The sequence below is a fragment of the Nocardia sp. GP40 genome, assembly GCF_050434125.1.
Lineage (GTDB): Bacteria > Actinomycetota > Actinomycetes > Mycobacteriales > Mycobacteriaceae > Nocardia > Nocardia albiluteola.
Genome location: NZ_JBNPVW010000027.1, coordinates 21,016 through 38,216 on the forward strand (window position 1 = coordinate 21,016; position 17,201 = coordinate 38,216).

Annotated in this window: 5 protein-coding genes; 3 read left to right on the forward strand and 2 right to left on the reverse strand. The window is 70.2% G+C overall.

The window, feature by feature from the left end:
• Positions 1-312: 312 nt before the first annotated feature.
• Positions 313-3,552, reverse strand: coding sequence for a BTAD domain-containing putative transcriptional regulator (locus tag ABH933_RS43525; RefSeq protein ID WP_429413453.1), 3,240 nt, complete (start codon positions 3,550-3,552; stop codon positions 313-315).
• A 131-nt stretch (positions 3,553-3,683) separates the two neighbouring features.
• Here ABH933_RS43525 and ABH933_RS43530 point away from each other — a divergent pair, with 131 nt between their 5' ends.
• From ABH933_RS43530 to ABH933_RS43540, 3 genes are read left to right on the forward strand one after another with little or no spacing between them, the layout of a single operon-like run.
• Complete coding sequence (locus ABH933_RS43530) at positions 3,684-4,325, forward strand: hemerythrin domain-containing protein (protein ID WP_429413456.1); 642 nt, start codon at positions 3,684-3,686, stop codon at positions 4,323-4,325.
• A 46-nt stretch (positions 4,326-4,371) separates the two neighbouring features.
• Positions 4,372-4,749, forward strand: coding sequence for a DUF4267 domain-containing protein (locus ABH933_RS43535; protein ID WP_429413459.1), 378 nt, complete (start codon positions 4,372-4,374; stop codon positions 4,747-4,749).
• Positions 4,750-4,797: 48 nt separating this feature from the next.
• Positions 4,798-5,118: an NIPSNAP family protein gene (locus tag ABH933_RS43540; protein ID WP_429413462.1), complete on the forward strand. Its 321-nt coding sequence runs from the start codon at positions 4,798-4,800 to the stop codon at positions 5,116-5,118.
• Here the strand turns inward: ABH933_RS43540 and ABH933_RS43545 are convergent.
• Positions 5,104-16,941 (reverse strand): amino acid adenylation domain-containing protein, encoded by an 11,838-nt coding sequence (locus ABH933_RS43545; RefSeq protein WP_429413465.1) that lies wholly within the window; start codon positions 16,939-16,941, stop codon positions 5,104-5,106. The two genes, ABH933_RS43540 and ABH933_RS43545, sit on opposite strands and share 15 nt — an antisense overlap.
• Positions 16,942-17,201: the final 260 nt, after the last annotated feature.

Consider the following 17,201-nt stretch of genomic DNA (forward strand, 5'->3'; position numbering starts at 1 on the left):
CCGTAAAATTACGTACAGTTACTTAACCCCGGTTCAGGTCGGACCGCCCTCGCAGTTTCACCCAATGGACAGCCCGGCGATTGGCCGCATAGACCCCATCGGCCGGATAATTTGGCCGCCTGCTCCCCACGACCACCGGATCACGGCCACTGGAAGCACCCTTGTATGTTCCGCCGAGGGCCGGGCGCCAACGGCGCTCACTCACCCGAGCATCGCTGAATTGTGCTCGGCATCGCGTCCTCACGCACGGTGGTGCCCGCCGCGGGACGGCCGCGGTGAGTCGACGCGGCGGGATTCGATCGTTGCGCGGGTCTAGACGACGGGGATGCCGCGGATGCGGGCGACGCGGGCGCGGGCGTCAGCGGACCAGTGCGGGGCGTTCCAGTGGTCGGCTATGTCGGCGGCCTTGGTGAAGTGGGCGGCCGCGTCGTCATCGCGGCCCAGCAGCAGGGCGAGTTCGCCGAGGGTGTGGGCGACCGGGCGCAGGGCCAGGGCCACGCTCTCCGCACCGGCGGGGGGACCGGCGCGGTGGGGGAGTAGTTCCAGGTAGATGGCCGCGGCGGCGGCGCGGTCGTGCAGCGCGACGATCGCCAGCGCACGCAGGCTGGTCAGGAAGGTGAAGAAGAAGTCGGGGCGGATCGGGGCCGGCGATCGGCGAGCCCGCCGGGCCTCGTCGATGTGGCCTGCGGCGTGCAGGGCGAGCGCGAGCAGGTCGGCGACCATCGGGCCGAGCGTCTCGTGCAGGGATCGCACGTCGTTCAGGTGGTCACCGAGCGTGCCGTCGTTCAGCCAGGTCGCCGCCAGGGCGAGGGGCAGGAAGCCCGCGGCGTGCACCGATCCGGCGCGTCCCATGCGCTCGGTGGCCTCGATGTAGAGGCGCTCGGCATCGGCGAACCGGCCCTCGATGAGCACCAGTGTCGCCAGCGCGATCTCGGCGGCGCCGATCGCCTCCGGCATTCGATAGGCGCGGGCGAGGTCGAGCGCCTCCTGGGTCACGCGGCGCATGGTCGCCGGGTCGTTGGCCGCGGCGGCGTTGGCGGCCAGGTTGAACAGCCCGGTCACGCGATAGACCGGTAGGTCGTGTTCGACGCCCAACTGGACGAGTTCGCGGGAGTACTCCTCCCGCCCGGTACCGCGGGCGAGGATCAGCAGCGCCGCGGCCCGGAGGCGGGGGGCGGTGGCGAGATCGACCGCTTCCTGTGCCGCTGGGACGACGGTCGGATCCTCCTCGCCGACCAGCTCGTGGGTGTAGGCGATGAGGAGGTGCGCGCGTACGTCGGGGGCGAGGTCGGTCCGCTCGAGCAGGCGGCTGAGGCGCTCGACGATGGGACGGTCGACCGTGCCGTAGGTGCGGGCCTGCCAGGGGGTGGGCTCGGTCCAGGCGGTGAACGCGGCGATCATCAGGTCGTCGCGGCCGATCGACTCGGCGTGTGCCACGGCCCGTGCGCGGGTGTCCCGGGCCGCGGCTACGGCCCCGGCCCTGACCTGCGCGCGCAGCAGCCGGCCGAGCAGGTCGGCCCGCTCATCCGGGTCGCTGGAATTGGCGACGGCGTCGGTGAGCAGGGTGGCCGCGACGTCGTGGGCGTAGCGCGCCTCGGCTAGCTCGGCGGCCCGCACGCAATAGCCGACGGCCTTCGGTGACCCGGCCCGCGCGTAGTGGTGGGCCAGGGCCGCGACATCGCTACTGCCCTCGAGCGCCGCGGCGATCCGGGCGTGCATCCTGGTGGTCCGCAACCGGCTGACGTCGGTGACCAGGGTGTCCTGGACCAGCGCGTGCACGAACCGGACCCGCCCCGGGCCCGGCTCGTCCAGGAGCCCGGCGATCACGCCGGCGTCCAGCGCGTCCAGCACGCTGTCCTCGTCGGTATCGGCGGCCCGTACGAGCACGTCCACCGAGCTCTCGCGGCCCGCCACCGCCGCCAGCCGCAACACCGCGACCCCGTGCTCCGGGAGCCGGGCGAGCCTGCGCCGCAGCACATCCCGCACACCGGCCGGAACCTCGGAGAGTGCGACCAGGGCGCCCTCACCGTTCAGCAGCCGCGCGCTCTCGCGCACATAGAAGGGGTTGCCACCGGTCCGTTCGGCGATCCCGGCCACGGTCGCGTCGTCGGCCGCGCATTCGGCGCGCACCAGTTCCGCGACGGCCTCGCCGTTCAGTCCGGCCAGGTCCAGCCGCAGCGGTGCGGTGCGGGCCAGCGATCCGAGCGTTTCGGTGAGGCGTTCGCTCTCGTCCGCGCGGTATGCCGCGACCACCAGAATCGGGGCCCGCCTGCCGATGCCGCCGCCGAGCAGCTCGAGCGTGACGGTATCCGCCCAGTGCAGGTCGTCCAGGATGACGGCGACCGGGCGGTCGGCTGCCGCGGCGGCGAGCCAGTTCCACACGGCCTGCCGCAGCCGGAAACGCCCGGCCGCGGCATCGCCGTCGACGGGCGCGGAATCCGACAGCAGCGGTGCCACGTCCGGCGCGAACTCCCCCGGCGCGACGCGGGCGGCCAGCTGCCGCAGCGCCTCGACCCACGCCCACGCGGGTGGTGCGCCCGCCTGCTCGGGACAGCGTCCGGCGGCCACCAGCCAGCCGTCGCGTTCCAGGCGCGCGCGGAACTGCTCCAGCAGCGCCGACTTGCCGAGCCCCGCCTCGCCGGTGACGAGCGCGACCCGCGGCTCGGTGGTGATCGTGCCGGCGGCGGCCAGCAGGGCCGCGAGCTCGCGCTCGCGCCCCACAAACGTTGGCGCGCTGACTATTTCGGCCGGCGGCGCGGTTGCCGGAGGCCGGGCGGTGGGCGCGGGCGGGACGGCCGCGTGGAGCAGGTCGGTGCGCTGGGTGAGGATCGCCTCCTCCAGGGCCACCAGGTCCGGGCCGGGATCCAGGCCCAGCTCGTCGGCGAGGGTGGCGCGGGCGCGGCGCAGCGCGGCCAGCGCATCGGCCTGACGACCGCTGCTCCACAGCGCGAGCGCGAGCATCCGCCAGCCCGCATCGCGCAGGGGGTCGTCGCGGGTGAGGCCCTCGGCCTCGGGCACCACCGCCGCGGGGTCGCCGAGCCGCAGTCCCGCCGCAATGTGCAGCTCGCGCGCGACCAGGCGCAGCTCGTTCAGCCGGGCGGTCTCGGGGGCGGCCCACGGTTCGTCGGCGACCTCGGCGAACGCGGGTCCCCGCCACAGCGCCAGCGCCTCGGCCAGCCGATCGCGGGCGGCGCGGGGATCGCCGGCCGCGCGGGCCTCGTCGAGCAGTTCCCCGAAGCGCCAGGCGTCCACCGCCGGGGGCGGCAGCCGCAGCGCGTATCCCGGCGAGGCGCTGACCAGCAGCCGGGCCGGGGTCCGCGGCGGACGGCCGGGTTCCAGCAGGCGCCGCAGGTTGGACACATAAGCCTGCAGCGACGCCAGCGCACGCGACGGCGGCTCGCCCCGCCACAGGTCCTCGACGAGCCGATCCACCGGCACGACCTGACCACGCGCCGCCACCAACAGGGCGAGCACGCCGCGCTGGCGCGGTCCGCCGAGGGGCACGGGCTCGCCGCCGACCTCGGCCGCGAACGAGCCCAATACCCGAATCATGACCATGACCTCGCAGATCGTACGCGTGGTCAGGGCTCCGAGTCGGCTCCAAATGCCTTCCAAGTGCTGGGGCGCAATCTCGACCCATCGAACCGACAACAACCGTTCGAACCGAGGAAAGGCAGCACCAGATGACCGTCAACACCCAGGACATGGTGATCGTCCACCGTGCCTTTCGCCGCGAATCGCGGTTGCTGGTGGATCTCGTGGCGGCGGTCGCGCCCGGCGACACCGCGCGCGCGGCGGTGATCGCCGACCACTTCCGTGACTACCGACTGGGACTGAAGAACCACCACGAGGGCGAGGACGAGCTGCTCTGGCCGCCGCTGCTGGCCCGCGTCGACCTGGAGGCCGAGATCGTCCTGCGCTTGGAGGCACAGCACGAGCGGGTCGCGGCGACGCTGACCCGGCTGGACTCCGCGGTACCCGCGTGGGAGGCGGGCGCGGGCGCGGACGAGCGCGACACCCTGGTGGCGGCCCTCGCCGATCACCGGGCGGTCCTGCTGGAACACCTCGACGACGAGGAGACGACGCTGCTTCCGCTTGCGGCCCAGCACATCACGGAGAAGGAGTGGGGCTCGCTCGGCGAGCATCTGGTGGCCAACACGCCCAAGCTCACCCTGCTCACGCTCTTCGGTCTGGTGCTGGAGGAGGCGAATCCGGCCGAGCGGGCCGCGCTGCTGTCCGTCCTGCCTGCACCGGTCCGGGGGGTCTGGCACATCGTCGGCCTCCCCCGCTATGCCCGCCACATCCGTCGCGTCCGCGCGGCCTGAACCGACCATCCACAACCCGAACCAACTATTCGACAAGGGAATTCACATGCAAAACATCATCGGCAGTGCGCTTGCCGCGCTCATCGGCGTCGCCGTGTTCGTCATGGGCGCGCGTTTCATCACGAACCCGGTGAGCATGGCCGGGTTCGGCATCCCGAACCCTCCCGTCCACGACACCGGATTCCTGTACTGGCTGCGAGTCAAGGGCATTCGCGACGCCGCTCCCGGGTTGATCATCTTCCTGATGCTCGCCGCGGGTACACCCACGCTGCTCGGTGGGGTCGTACTCGCCCTGGCCTGCATTCCGATTGCGGATGCGTTGATCGTGCTCCGCAGTGGTGGGCCCAAGGCGATCGCCTACGGTGTGCACGCCGCCACCGCGGCGGTGATGGTGATCGATGCGGCAGTGCTGCTGACCGTCTGAACCCCGCTCGCGCACACAAGCATTCATCAGTTGAAGAGGAATTTGATCATGCGGAATTACCAGCTCCGGGTGTACACGTTGTCGTCGGCGGAGGCGCTGGATCGGTATCGGACGATCCATTACCCCCGGCATCTGTCGAGCTTCCTGAAGTTCGACATCGGTATCCACGGCCTGTGGACCGACAGCGCCGGGGAGCCGAAACTGTATGCGCTGCTGTCGTTCCCCGCGGACGCGGACCTGGCCGAGATCACCGAGCGATACTTGGCCAGTCCCGAACTACGGGCCGACATGGAGGGATTCGACACGACCGCCATTGTCGAGGTGGCTACCACCCAACTCACCCCGTCCCCGGGATCACCACTGCTGTAGAGATCGGGCCGCCGTCCCCGGTTTGTCTGCGCGATGGTTGGTGTCGGTGCCAGCCAGGTGTTCGTCCAGTGCCCGCGCGATGATCGGCAGTACGCGGGGTGTGGTCAGCTCGCGGTGTGTCGATTCTACGTCGTAGGTCGTGATGGTGCCGGAGACGTACGGGCGCCAGCCGTCCGGGCCCACGACCTCCAGACTGTCCACGGTCGCATTGAAATAGACCATGTCACCGTCGAAGAGTGGTCGCTGGTATCCGGTGGCACCGGTCACAGAGCTGTTGTAGGAGTGGGTGATTCGCTCGATGGTGGTCTTGTCGACGATGGGTGCGCCGATCTGGTCGCAGATCAGGTCGGCCGCCTCCTGGGCCGTCGCCTCGACGGGTACGTCGCCGATGCCGAACATCGAACCGAAGGAGTGCACGATCTCTCCGGGAGTGAGGGGTTCGGCGGCGTCGGGATCGGCATCTGTGCCCGACGCGTCGAGCAGGGCCAGCAGATCGACCGCCTCCCCGGCCGCCCGCAGACTGGCCGCCGTCGCGTGGGCGATGATGCCGCCGAGCGACCAGCCGAGCAGGTGATACGGGCCGTTCGGCTGCACGCTGCGGATCTCCCGGGCATAGCGGGCGGCGTATTCGTCGATCGAGCGCGGCGGCGGTTCCAGCCCGCCCAGCTCGGGCGCCTGGAGTCCGTAGATCGGCCGGCCCGGCCCTAGTGTCTCCGCCAAACCCCAATAGCACCAGGATGTTCCGGAAGCCGGGGAGATGCAGAACAGCGGTGATCCGTCGCCGCCGGTCCGAATCGGCAACAGCACATCCAGCGGCAGCGTGCTCGGGATCGGTGAGCCCGATGCCGTGGCGTCCTGGACCGCCGCGGCGAGCCCGGCCACGGTGCGGTGCTCGAAGATCTGCAGTGGAGCGATCGTCATGCCCTGTGCCTTCGCCAGCGATATCACCTTGATGGCCATGACGCTGTCCCCACCGAGGGCGAAGAACGAGTCGTCCGCGCACACCCGGTCCAGGCCCAGGACCTCGGCGAAGATCGCCGCGAGCCGCTCCTCGGCGGGTGTGCTCGGCGCCCGGTAGGCCGCGGCATCGGCCCCGAACACCGGCTTCGGCAGGGCCGTACGGTCGAGCTTGCCGACGGCGTTGCGCGGGATCGCGTCCATCACGACGAAGGCCGTGGGAACCATGTACGAGGGCAATATCTGTACCGCGGCCGCGGTCAGCCGTCCCGGATCGAGTTCGGCGCCGGGCTCACCGACGACATAGGCCACCAGCGCCGGAGAGCCCGCGGGTCCGGCGACGCCGAGGGTGACGGCGAAGGCGACGCCCTCGAGGCGCCCGAGCGCGGCGTCGATCTCACCGAGCTCGATGCGCAGCCCGTGGATCTTCACCTGGAAGTCCTCGCGCCCGGCATAGATCAGCTCCGGGACCGCGGCGTCGTCGTCGGTGGATGGAATCACCTTCCAGCGCACCAGATCTCCCGTGCGGTACATCCGGTCGCCGGGCGCACCATACGGATTGGCGACGAATCGGCCGGCGCTCGAGCCCTGGCGGCGATGATATCCGCGGGCGAGCGCGGGGCCCGCGAGATACAGCTCCCCGACCACGCCCGGCGGCACCGGGCCCAGTCGCCCGTCCAGGACCAGCGTGGCGGCGCCCCGGATCGGCCTGCCGATCGTGATCGGCGTGCCCGCCGTCAACGGCCGGGAAACCGTCGCCCACACCGTGAACTCCGTGGGGCCGTAGACATTCAGCATGCTGCGGCCCACAGACCACTGCTCGACCAGTTCGGCGCCGACCGACTCACCCCCGACGACGAGCACCCGCACGTCCGGCGCCCCGGCCGGGTCGAGTGTCGCCAGCGCGGTCGGCGTGACCGACACATGGGTGACGTGTTCTCTGATCAGCAGCGCATCGAGCTCGGCGCCGCCGAACACATCCGGTGGTGAAACCACCACGGCGCCACCGGATCCGAAGCCGGACAGCATCTCGAACAGCGAGGCGTCGAAGGCGGGCGAGGCCACCAGCAGCACCCGTGCGGTCTCGTCCAGGTCGAGTGACTCACGCAGCGCGGCAATCATATCGACGACACCGCGATGGGTTACCGCGACACCCTTGGGCGTTCCGGTCGAGCCCGAGGTGTAGATCATCCAGGCGGTGTTGTCGGGCCGGATGGGCCGCACCAGCTCGCCGGGGATGATCGGCGCGGCGCTCGGCTCGGGGCGGCCGCAGTTGCTGTCGTCGAGCGTGAGCCAGGCGACGTCGTCCGGCAGTGCCGCCCGATGGGCGCGGATGGTCAGGCCGATCGCCGCGCCCGAATCGGTGAGCACGTGCGCGATTCGGGCGGCCGGCTGGGTCGGATCGAGCGGCACGAAGCTCGCCCCGGTCTTGGTGACCGCCCACAGCGCGACCAGCAGCCGGGTGGACCGTGCCAGCGCCAGCACGACGACGGATCCGGCACCGATACCGTGTCCGATCAGTCTGCGGGCCAGCCGATTCGACTCGGCGTCGAGATCGCGATAGCTCATCGTGGCGCCGTCGCAGACCACCGCCGGGCGCCTCGGCCATGCCGCGGCCGTCGCCGTCAGCGCCGCGGGCAGCGTCACCGGCTGCCCGCCCTCGGGCCCCGCCACCGCCAGGGCCGAGGCGCGCTCGTTCTCGTCCAGTATCTCGGCATCCCCGACGGCCACCGAGGCGTCGGCGACGAAGGCGGACAGCACCCGCTGCCAGCGCGCCGCCAACGATTCGGCGGTGTGCAGGTCGAACAGGTCGGTGGCGAAGCTCAATCGCACGGTGATGCCCGCCGGTTCGCCCGCCTCCGAAAAGCGCTCGCGCAGTGCCAGAGTCAGGTCGAAGGGGGACAACCCGCGATCGATGTCCTCCACCCGCAGCTGGACACCGGGCAGCTCCAGCGTCGGCTCGACGAAGTTCTGCAGCGACAGCAGGACCTGGAAGAGCGGATGGTAGGCAACCGACCTGGTCGGGTTCACCGCCTGCACGATGCGCTCGAAGGGCACATCGGCGTTGGTGAACGCATCGAGGTCCACTTCCCGGACGTGGGAGAGGAATTCGCGCAGCGAGACATCGGGATCGACGTTCGTGCGCAACACCAGCGTGTTGACGAACATGCCGACCATGTCCTCCAGCGATTCCGCACCGCGCCCGGCCGCCGGGGTGCCGATCACCACGTCCCGGCCGGCGCCGAGCCGGGCCAGCACGATGGCCAGCGCGGCGTGCACGAGCATGAACATGGTGATCTTCTCGGACCGCGCGAATTTCACCAGCATGGAGTGCAATTCGGCATCGACCCGGAAGTCCAGGTCCGCGCCGCGCAGGGACGGCACCGCGGGGCGGGGCCGATCGACGGGCAGCTCCATCACATCGGCGAGCGAGGCGAGTCGCTGTTTCCAGAATCGAATCTGGCGGGCCGCCAACGACTCCGGATCCGCTTCGTCACCCAGCAGTTCGCGCTGCCACAGCGCGTAATCGGGATACTGCACGGCGGGCGGACGCCGGTCCGTGCCCTCGGGACCGGCCACGTAGGCCGCCATGATGTCGGCGGCGAGCGGGGCGGTCGACGCACCGTCCGCGCTGATGTGGTGCACGACGAGCACGACGACATGCTCGGCCGGGTCCGTCCCGGCGATCCGGTACACCCCCACCCGCAGCGGGGGTTCCTTGGTGAGATCGAAGCCCGACCATGCCAGTTCGCAGATTCTCCGGTGCAGCGGCGCACCGTCGTCAACGTCGGCGATCGTCAGGTCGAGCGGCACCGCACCGGCGGGCAGCACGACCTGATGCGGCCCCTCCGCGTCGGATGGGAACACGGTGCGCAGGCTCTCGTGCCGTCCGATCACATAGGCCACGGCGCGTTGCAGGGCTTCGACATCCAGCTCGCCGGTGAGCCGCAGCGCGACCGCGATGTTGTACGCGGCGGATACCGGATCCAGCTGATTCAATGCCCACATCCGTTGCTGCGCGGGCGAGAGCGGGATCCGGTCCGGTCGAATCCGCGGTGCGAGCACGGGGCTACCGGAAGCCCGGTCGGCAACGGTCAGATGGGTGGCGAGCATCGCGACTGTCGGCGCGTCGAACAGGTCCCGTACTGTTGCGGCCGAGCCGAGTTCGAGGTTGATCCGCGCGACGACCCGCGTTGCGATGAGGGAGTCGCCCCCGAGTTCGAAGAAGGAATCGTCGACACCGATGCGTTCGCGGCCCAGGACGTCCGCGAATATCCTTGCGAGCGTGTGCTCCTCGGCGGTTCCCGACGCCCGATAGTGGTGGCCGTTGCCGGAGAAGTCGGGCGCCGGCAGCGCGTGACGGTCGAGCTTCCCGACCGGTGTCAGCGGAATCTGGTCGAGTACAACGATATTCGTGGGCACGAAGTGCGCGGGCAGCGTCGCGACCGCTCGCTCCCGCAGCCGCGCGAGGTCGGGCTCCGTTCCGGCTTCGGGAATGACGTAGGACACGAGCACCGTGCCTCCGGCCGGCCCGATCCGATCGACGGTGACGGCGAATTTCACCCGATCGTCGCGCGTGAGCACGGCGTCGATCTCGTCGAGTTCGACCCGCTGGCCGCGGATCTTGACCTGGGTGTCGTTGCGGTACAGGTACTCCAGCGTGGAGTCGCCGTCAGCCCGGCCGCTCCAGCGCACCACGTCACCGGTCCGGTACATTCGCTCGCCCGGGCCGCCGAAGGGGCAGGCCACGAACCGGCTCGCGGTCAGACCGAGCCTATCGAGGTATCCGCGTGCCAGCGCCGGACCCGCGAGATACAGCTCGCCCGCGACACCGGCGGGGACCGGCCGCAGCCACGGATCGAGAACCGTGAGCGCCGCGCCGCGGATCGGCCCGCCGATGGTGACGTGCTCGCCCGCGGCCAGCGGGGTCACGGTCGCCCAGACGGTGAACTCGGTGGGGCCGTAGAGGTTCACCATAGGCACGACGGTGGTCCATCGGCGCACTAGTTCGGGCTCGGTCTGCTCACCAGCCACGGCGAGCAGCCGCAGATCGCCGGTATCGGGCGGATCCAGCGTCTCCACCACCGACGGGGTCATCACGGCGTGCGTCACCCGCTCGGTCCGCAGCAGCCGGGTCAGCGCGGGCCCGGAGGAGACATCCGGTGGCGCCACGATCAATCGCGCACCGCAGGAGTGTGCCGTCAGCAGCTCGAACACCGAGGCGTCGAAACTCGGTGAGGCGACCTGCAACACGCTCGCCATCGCGTCGAGGCCGAGCGATTCCTGTTGGGCCGCAGCCAGATCGGCGAGCCCCCGATGCGTGGTGATCACGCCCTTCGGGGCCCCGGTGGATCCCGAGGTGTAGATCAGATACGCCGCGTGGGCCATCCGCAGCGGTGCCCGGCGGTCCGCGTCGGTGATCGGCCTGCGGGCGCAGGCGCGCGTTTCGCGCACGATGTCCGGGTCGTCCAGCCGCAACCAGTCGGTCGTGTCCGGCAGGGTCCGGCCGGTGGCGCTCAGGGTGATTCCGACACGCGCCGCCGAGTCCGTGACCATGTGGTCGATCCGCTCGGCCGGATAGTTCGGGTCCACCGGCACGAATGCCCCGCCCGCCTTGGCGACCGCCCACACCGCACGGACCCATTCGGGCGAACGCCGCAGCGCCAGCGCCACGAAGACCTCCGGTCCGACGCCGCGGCGGATCAGCATGCGGGCGAACTGGTTGCTGTCGGCGTCCAGCTGACGATAGGTCAGCGCGACATCTCCGCATCCGACCGCGATCGCGTCGGGGTCGAACGCCGCACCGGCGGCCAGAATGTCCGGAAGCAGCAGTGGCGAAACGGACGGGAGCCCCTGCCGTGCAAGCAGATCGGCGTCTTCGCAGTATCCCGCGACGGCGACCGGGGCCGAGGGGTTTTCGGCAAGCCGGCCGAGCGTCCGGACGAAGCGATCGCACAGCTGGCGCACGTCGGGCCGCACCGGGAGATCGGTCCTGGCGCGCAGGATCACCCGGATCCCGGCGATCGTTCCCGCCTCACCCGGCGCGGGAATGACACTGAGGGTCAACGGATATGGTGGCGCATCGATGGTCACGGCATCGGTGAGCCGAATCCCGGTCGCCTCGATCGCCCCCGTCAGCGCCGCCAGGTCGATCGGATACGACTCGAAAGCGACCATGGTGTCGAACAATCCGGGCTGTCCGGTCCACCGCTGGATATCGGCGAGCCCGACATGACGGTGGTCCACCACCGCGGCCTGCTCGGCGTGAATGCGGGCCAGCAGCTCGATCACCGGCTCGCGCGGGTCCAGGCCGATGCGCACCGGGACGGTGTTGATCATCAGCCCGACCATCTCTTCCACGTCGGGAAGTTGCGGTGGCCGAACCGATACCGCGGCCCCGAAGACGACATCGGTCCGCCCGGTGAGCTGTGCCAGGACCATTGCCCACCCCGCCTGGACAACGGTGTTCACCGTGGCCCCCGCCGCGCGCGCGGCGGCGTCGAGGGCCGTGACGGTCTCGGCCGGCAGATCGATCGACACAGTGTCGCTTCCGTCGTCCGGGGAGCTCACCAGTGCCGGGACGACGTGGGTCGGCGATTCCAGCCCCGACAATGCCTGCTGCCAGGCCGCTTTGGACGCCTCCCCATCCTGCTCGGCCAACCAGGACAGAAACGGCCGGTACGTCCCGGCGGCCGGCGACGCCGAGGGCCCGGCCGAATTCCGGTACAGCACCAGCAGTTCGCGTAGCAGTAGCGGTCCCGACCAGCCGTCGAGCACGATGTGATGGTTGGTCATCACCAGGATGTACGTGTCGATATCGGTGTGGGCCAGGATGAATCGCAGCAGCGGCGGCCGGGCCAGGTCGAATCTTGTAGTGCCGTCAGCCGCGAGCGCCTCGTTGAGCTCGCGTTCACGCTGACGCCGGTCGGCGATGACCGTCAAATCGAGTTCGTGGAAGGTGATGTCGGCATCGGCGAGCACCACCTGTCGCAGACCCTGCGCCGTTTCGACGAATCCGGTCCGCAGGGCGTCGTGGCGCGCGACCAGCGCCCGCGCCGCGGCACGCAGCCGGTCGTGCTCGACCGGCCCGGTGAGGGTGAACCGCGACTGCACCAGGTAGTCGTCGGGAGCCTCGGTGTCGTACCGGGATTGGAAGAACATCCCCTCCTGCAGCGGCGCCAGGGGCCACACATCGACGAGATTCGGATATTCCGGCTCCCACCTGTCGATCTGCGCCTGCGGAACCGGGGCGAGCTCGAAGTCCGAGGGGGTGTGGCCGCCGGCGCCGGCCGATCGCGCGTGATCGGCCAGCGCGATGATCGCGCACTCCCACAGTTCGGCCAGCTCGTCGACATCCGCCCGATTCACCAGCCGGGTGGCGAAGGTCCACGTCACCGCGAGAGATGTACCGTCGGCGGTGTTGCACACCGCGGCGGTGATGTCCAGGGCCGCCGACAGCGGCGCGCGGTCGTCGCCCGTGGTCACGAAACGACGTGGCAGCCATGGCTGTTCGTCCGGGTGGTCGGCGAGGTCGCCGGTCACGCCGCGGTGCAGGTAGCTGAATCCGATCGGCGGAGTGGGTGCGGCCTCGAGCGGAATTCCGTTCTCCACCGCGGGATTCCGCAGCAGGCCGAAGCCGATGCCCCGGGCCGGCGCGGCGCGCAACTGCTCCTTGACCGTCTTGATCGCGGCGCCGGCGGCCGCGCCGCCGGCGAATGCCGAGTCGAGATCGATGTCCGCGAGATCGACCACGACCGGATAGTCGTATCCGAACCATCCGAGTGTCCGGGTCAGGTCGGCGCCGGGCACCGCGTCGAGATCCCGGCCGTCGCCCCGCACCGTCACCAGCGTCGCGGTCCGGCCGTCGCACTTGCGGATTCGCCGGGAGCCCTGGGCCATGGCCAGGGCGGTCAGCAGGATATCCGCGGGCTCGCAATGGAATCGGTCCGCGGCGGTGTGCAGCAGGGTGTAGGTCGGAATCGGGCCGATCATCGTATGCAGCCGCGCAGCGGTCGTGAGGGTGTCGAGGTCCGGATCCAGCTCGAGGGTGTGAGCGCGCGCCGCACCGGTCTGCAGAATCCCGTGCCACACAGGCAGTTCGATCGTGTGCTCTGCGGTCCGCTCGGTCAGCCTGTGGGCCCAGCAGCGGAACGACGTGCCGACCGGAGGCAGTGGCGCAGGCCCGGCGTTCGCCCCGCCGCGGTTCCGGCATGCGGCGGCCAGGTCGGACAGCAGGATGCGCCAGGATGCCGCGTCGACTACCCAGCGGTGCAGCACGATCCACAGCAGCGACGGGCCGTCGTCCTGTTCGACGATCGCGTACCGCGCCACCACTCCCGCGGCGGGGTCCAGCAGGTCGGCCGCGCGCTGTACCTCGCGCTCGCACACCTCGTCGAGGTCCGCCACCGCCGAGACGACGGTGATCAACGCGTCGGTATCGACCGAACCGCGCGGCCGCACGCTCACCGCCCATCCGTCGTCCTGTCCGTGCAGGCGCATCCGCAGGATGTCGTGGTGATCAGTCACCGCCTGCACGGCGGCCGCCAGCTGTGCGCGGTCGATTCCGGCCGGCAGAGCGACCAGCACGGCCTGGCCGAGCGAGGTGTGGCGGTCGTCCGGGGCGAGCATCTCCCGCATCGCCGGGGTCGGGTCGATCGGTCCGACCCCGCCGCCCCGCAACTCCTCGGGCCCCCGGCCGCCGATGTCCACCGCCACCGCCGCCAGTCTCGCAATTGTCTTGTGCTCGAACACATCCCGCGCGGAAATCTGCAGGCCCGCGGACCGGGCCCGCGACAGCAGCGCGATGGCCACGATGCTGTCACCGCCCAGCGCGAAGAAGCTGTCGTCGACGCCGACCGAGTCGAGCCCGAGCACCTCGGCGAACAGCGGCGCCAGCGTGATCTCGTGCGGGGTCGACGGCGCTCGCCCGGTGGTCGTCAGCGCCTCGAAATCCACTGCGGGCATTGCGGCGCGGTCCACCTTGCCCGACGGGGTGTAGGGGATGGCGTCCAGCACCGTGATGACGGTCGGCACCATGTACGCGGGCAGGATGGTGCCCAGCGTCACCCGCAGCCGCTCCGGATGCACCTGTGCGCCAGGCGTTCCGGCGACATATGAGACCAGGGCGTTGCCGCCCGCGCGCGTCTCGACCCCGACGGTGACGGCGTCGACGATGTCGGCCTGCCGGCGCAGCGCCGCGTCGATCTCGCCGAGGTCGATCCGAAAGCCGCGGAGTTTGACCTGAAAGTCGTTCCTGCCCGCATATTTCAGCGTCAACGCACCGTCCTCGGCCGACCAGCGCAGGAGGTCGCCGGTGCGGTACATGCGAGCGCCGGAGCCGTGTGGATCCGCGACGAATCGGCCGGCCGTCAGGGCGGGGCGGTCACGATATCCGCGGGCCACCCCGGGGCCGCCGATATACAGCTCGCCGAGGGTGTCGAGGGGAACGGGGCGTAGCCACGAATCCAGCACCATCGCGGTCGCGCCGTGCACCAGGCCGCCGATCGTGATGGGCCGGTCGGTACGCAGCGGGCCGCTGAACGTGGAGGTGATGGTCGTCTCGGTGGCTCCGTAGGCGTTCACGAGCCGGCGTCCGGACCACATGCCCACGAGCTCGGGCGGGCACACGTCACCGCCGACCGCGATGGCACGCAGGTCCGGCAGCTGGGCGGGGTCGAGCGTGGCGGCGACCACCGGGGTCGTATCGAGGTGGGTGACGTGATGGGTGCGCAGCAGCCGGGTCATGTCCTGCCCGCCGTAGGCCGACGGCGGGATCACCACGAGCCTCGCACCGGTCGCGAAGGCGATCAGCAATTCCTCGATCGACACGTCGAAACTCAGCGGAACGACGTGCGCGACAACGGAATCGGCCGACACCCGGAGTGCGTCGCGGCAGCTCGCGATCTCGCTCGTGAGCCCCCGATGCGGAATCATGACGCCCTTCGGCGGCCCGGTGGAGCCGGAGGTGTAGATGATGTAGGCGAGTTCGTCGACGGTCGGGGGGCCGAGCAGTTCGGCATCCTCGAGCGGTGCGGAGGAACTCGCCGCGATCCGCTCCTGGGTGGCTCGCTCGTCGACGGCCGACCACCGCACGCGGTCCGGCAGCCGGTCCCGTACCGAGGTCACGGACAGGCCCGCGGTGGCGCCGCTGTCGGCGACCATGTACTCGATCCGGTCGATCGGATCGGCCGGGTCGATCGGTACGAACGCCGCCCCGGTCTTGGCCACGGCCCACACCGCCAGCACCGACTCGACCGAGCGCGGGATCGCGATCGCCACCGTCTGGCCGGGCCCGGCGCCCTGCGCGATGAGTACCCGGGCCAGGCGGTTGGAATACTCGTCCACCTCGCGATAGGTCATGCTGCGGTGCGTCGCGGTGTCGTCCGCGGCCGAATCGACCGCTCCGACGAGGGCGATCGCTTCGGGATCGATGGCCGCTCCGGCCGCGAGAATCTCCGCGAACGTCCGGGGCGTCTCCTCGGCTTCACCCTGGGCGGGGAGCACGAGCGAGCGCTCGAGATCGGACAGCGCGTCGAGGGTCACCAGCCGCGCGGTGGCGTCGGCGGCCAGGAATCGGTGCAGGAAGTCGAGGAACTGCGACCGGTAGGCGTGAAGTTCGTCGTCGCGATACAGGTTGGGGTTGGCCTGCAGATCGATGTGGGTGCTCTCGCCGCCGATGCCCGGATAGATGTTGACGAAAAGGTCGTCGATCGGCCCGGAGGTCAAGACGTGCAGGCGCCCGGTCACCGGGCCGAGCTGGATCCGGGTGTCCGCCATTATGAGGTTCACCGTGGGGCCGAAGGAGGCCATCTCGTCCATGCGCCACCCGAGGTCGCGCATGATGTCTTCCTGGCGGTACCGCTGGCGGCGCAGGGCGCCGGTCAGCTCGGTCTGGGTCAGGCCGATCACCTCGCCCACCGTCGCGTCGGGCCGTAACCGCAACCGCAGCGGAACCACATTCGCGATCATGCCGCCCGAGCGCCGCATCGATGCCGTGGTCCGTGCCGAGACCGGCAGGCTCAGGACGATCTCGGTCGCACCGGTCATGGTGCCCAGGTAGGCCGCGAACGCCGCGACCACGATGGGCGCGACACTCGACGATTGTGCGGTCGCGACCGTGCGCATCAGTTCCGCGGTCTCGCGCGGCAGCTCGCCGCCGGCCAGGATCGGGTGTGCGTCCGCGACCGCGGCCCGGCCGGCGAGGCTGACGGGATCGGCCATCCCGGCCAGGTGCTCGCGCCAATACTCCCGGTCGGCGCGGAATCGGTCCGAATCCCGATATGCCGCATCGTCCTCGACGATCCGCGCCAGATCGTCGGCGGTCGCCGGGGGCGCCGGGACCTCGCGCAGCGCGGCGTTGTACAGCTCGGCCGTGCGCTGCACCATCGCCAGGGCGCCCATTCCGTCGATCACGATGTGATGAAAGCGCAGATACCAGAAAGACCGTTCGTCCGACAAACGCAGCAGGGCCGACGAAACCAGCCGGTCACCCAGCAGATCGAGCGGCGCGGAATATTCCGCACGCATCCACGCGTACGCGGCGGCCTCGGGATTCTTCTCGTGACGAAGGTCCAGCACAATATAGCCGTCGTACAGGGTGGTGTCGACTACCTGAATCACCCGATTTTCGGTCTCGATCAGCCGCACATATCCAGTTCCGAATTCCCGGCCGGTCTGACGTCCCGCATTCGCCGCCATTTCGGTATCGACCGGTCCGATGAGCTCGGCGAATTGCGCGATGGAGATCGGCATATCTCCGGCCAGTTGCTGGGCGAACCATATTCCCTGCTGCGCTGCGGACAGGGCAAACGCGCCGTCGGACTTCCCCGAACTCGACGGCATGGAGGGAATCAAAATTTGACGCATGATCAATCCAGTGTTCGAAGATCATGAAATTCGACACGGACAGGCCCCCGGGCTGCCCGGAATGCGGTGGTGTGGGCGGTCCCGCGCCCGGTCTATGTGCCTACGTGTTCGACGCTGATCCGCAGGTTATGGGCGAACTCGCCCGGTCCGGGCATCCGGAGATTTTCCGCAGGGGGTGCCGTCGCGATTTTTCATGGCGAACAGCTGCCAGGGCGGCGGATCGAATCTGCTGCCGGGTCTCCGTGCGTCCCACTTCCATC

Excerpts from the sequence above, each read along its gene's own strand:
- ABH933_RS43525 (WP_429413453.1), bottom strand. The coding sequence starts at position 3,552 with ATGATTCGGGTATTGGGCTCGTTCGCGGCCGAGGTCGGCGGCGAGCCC.
- ABH933_RS43530 (WP_429413456.1), top strand. The coding sequence starts at position 3,684 with ATGACCGTCAACACCCAGGACATGGTGATCGTCCACCGTGCCTTTCGC.
- ABH933_RS43535 (WP_429413459.1), top strand. The coding sequence starts at position 4,372 with ATGCAAAACATCATCGGCAGTGCGCTTGCCGCGCTCATCGGCGTCGCC.
- ABH933_RS43540 (WP_429413462.1), top strand. The coding sequence starts at position 4,798 with ATGCGGAATTACCAGCTCCGGGTGTACACGTTGTCGTCGGCGGAGGCG.
- ABH933_RS43545 (WP_429413465.1), bottom strand. The coding sequence starts at position 16,941 with ATGCGTCAAATTTTGATTCCCTCCATGCCGTCGAGTTCGGGGAAGTCC.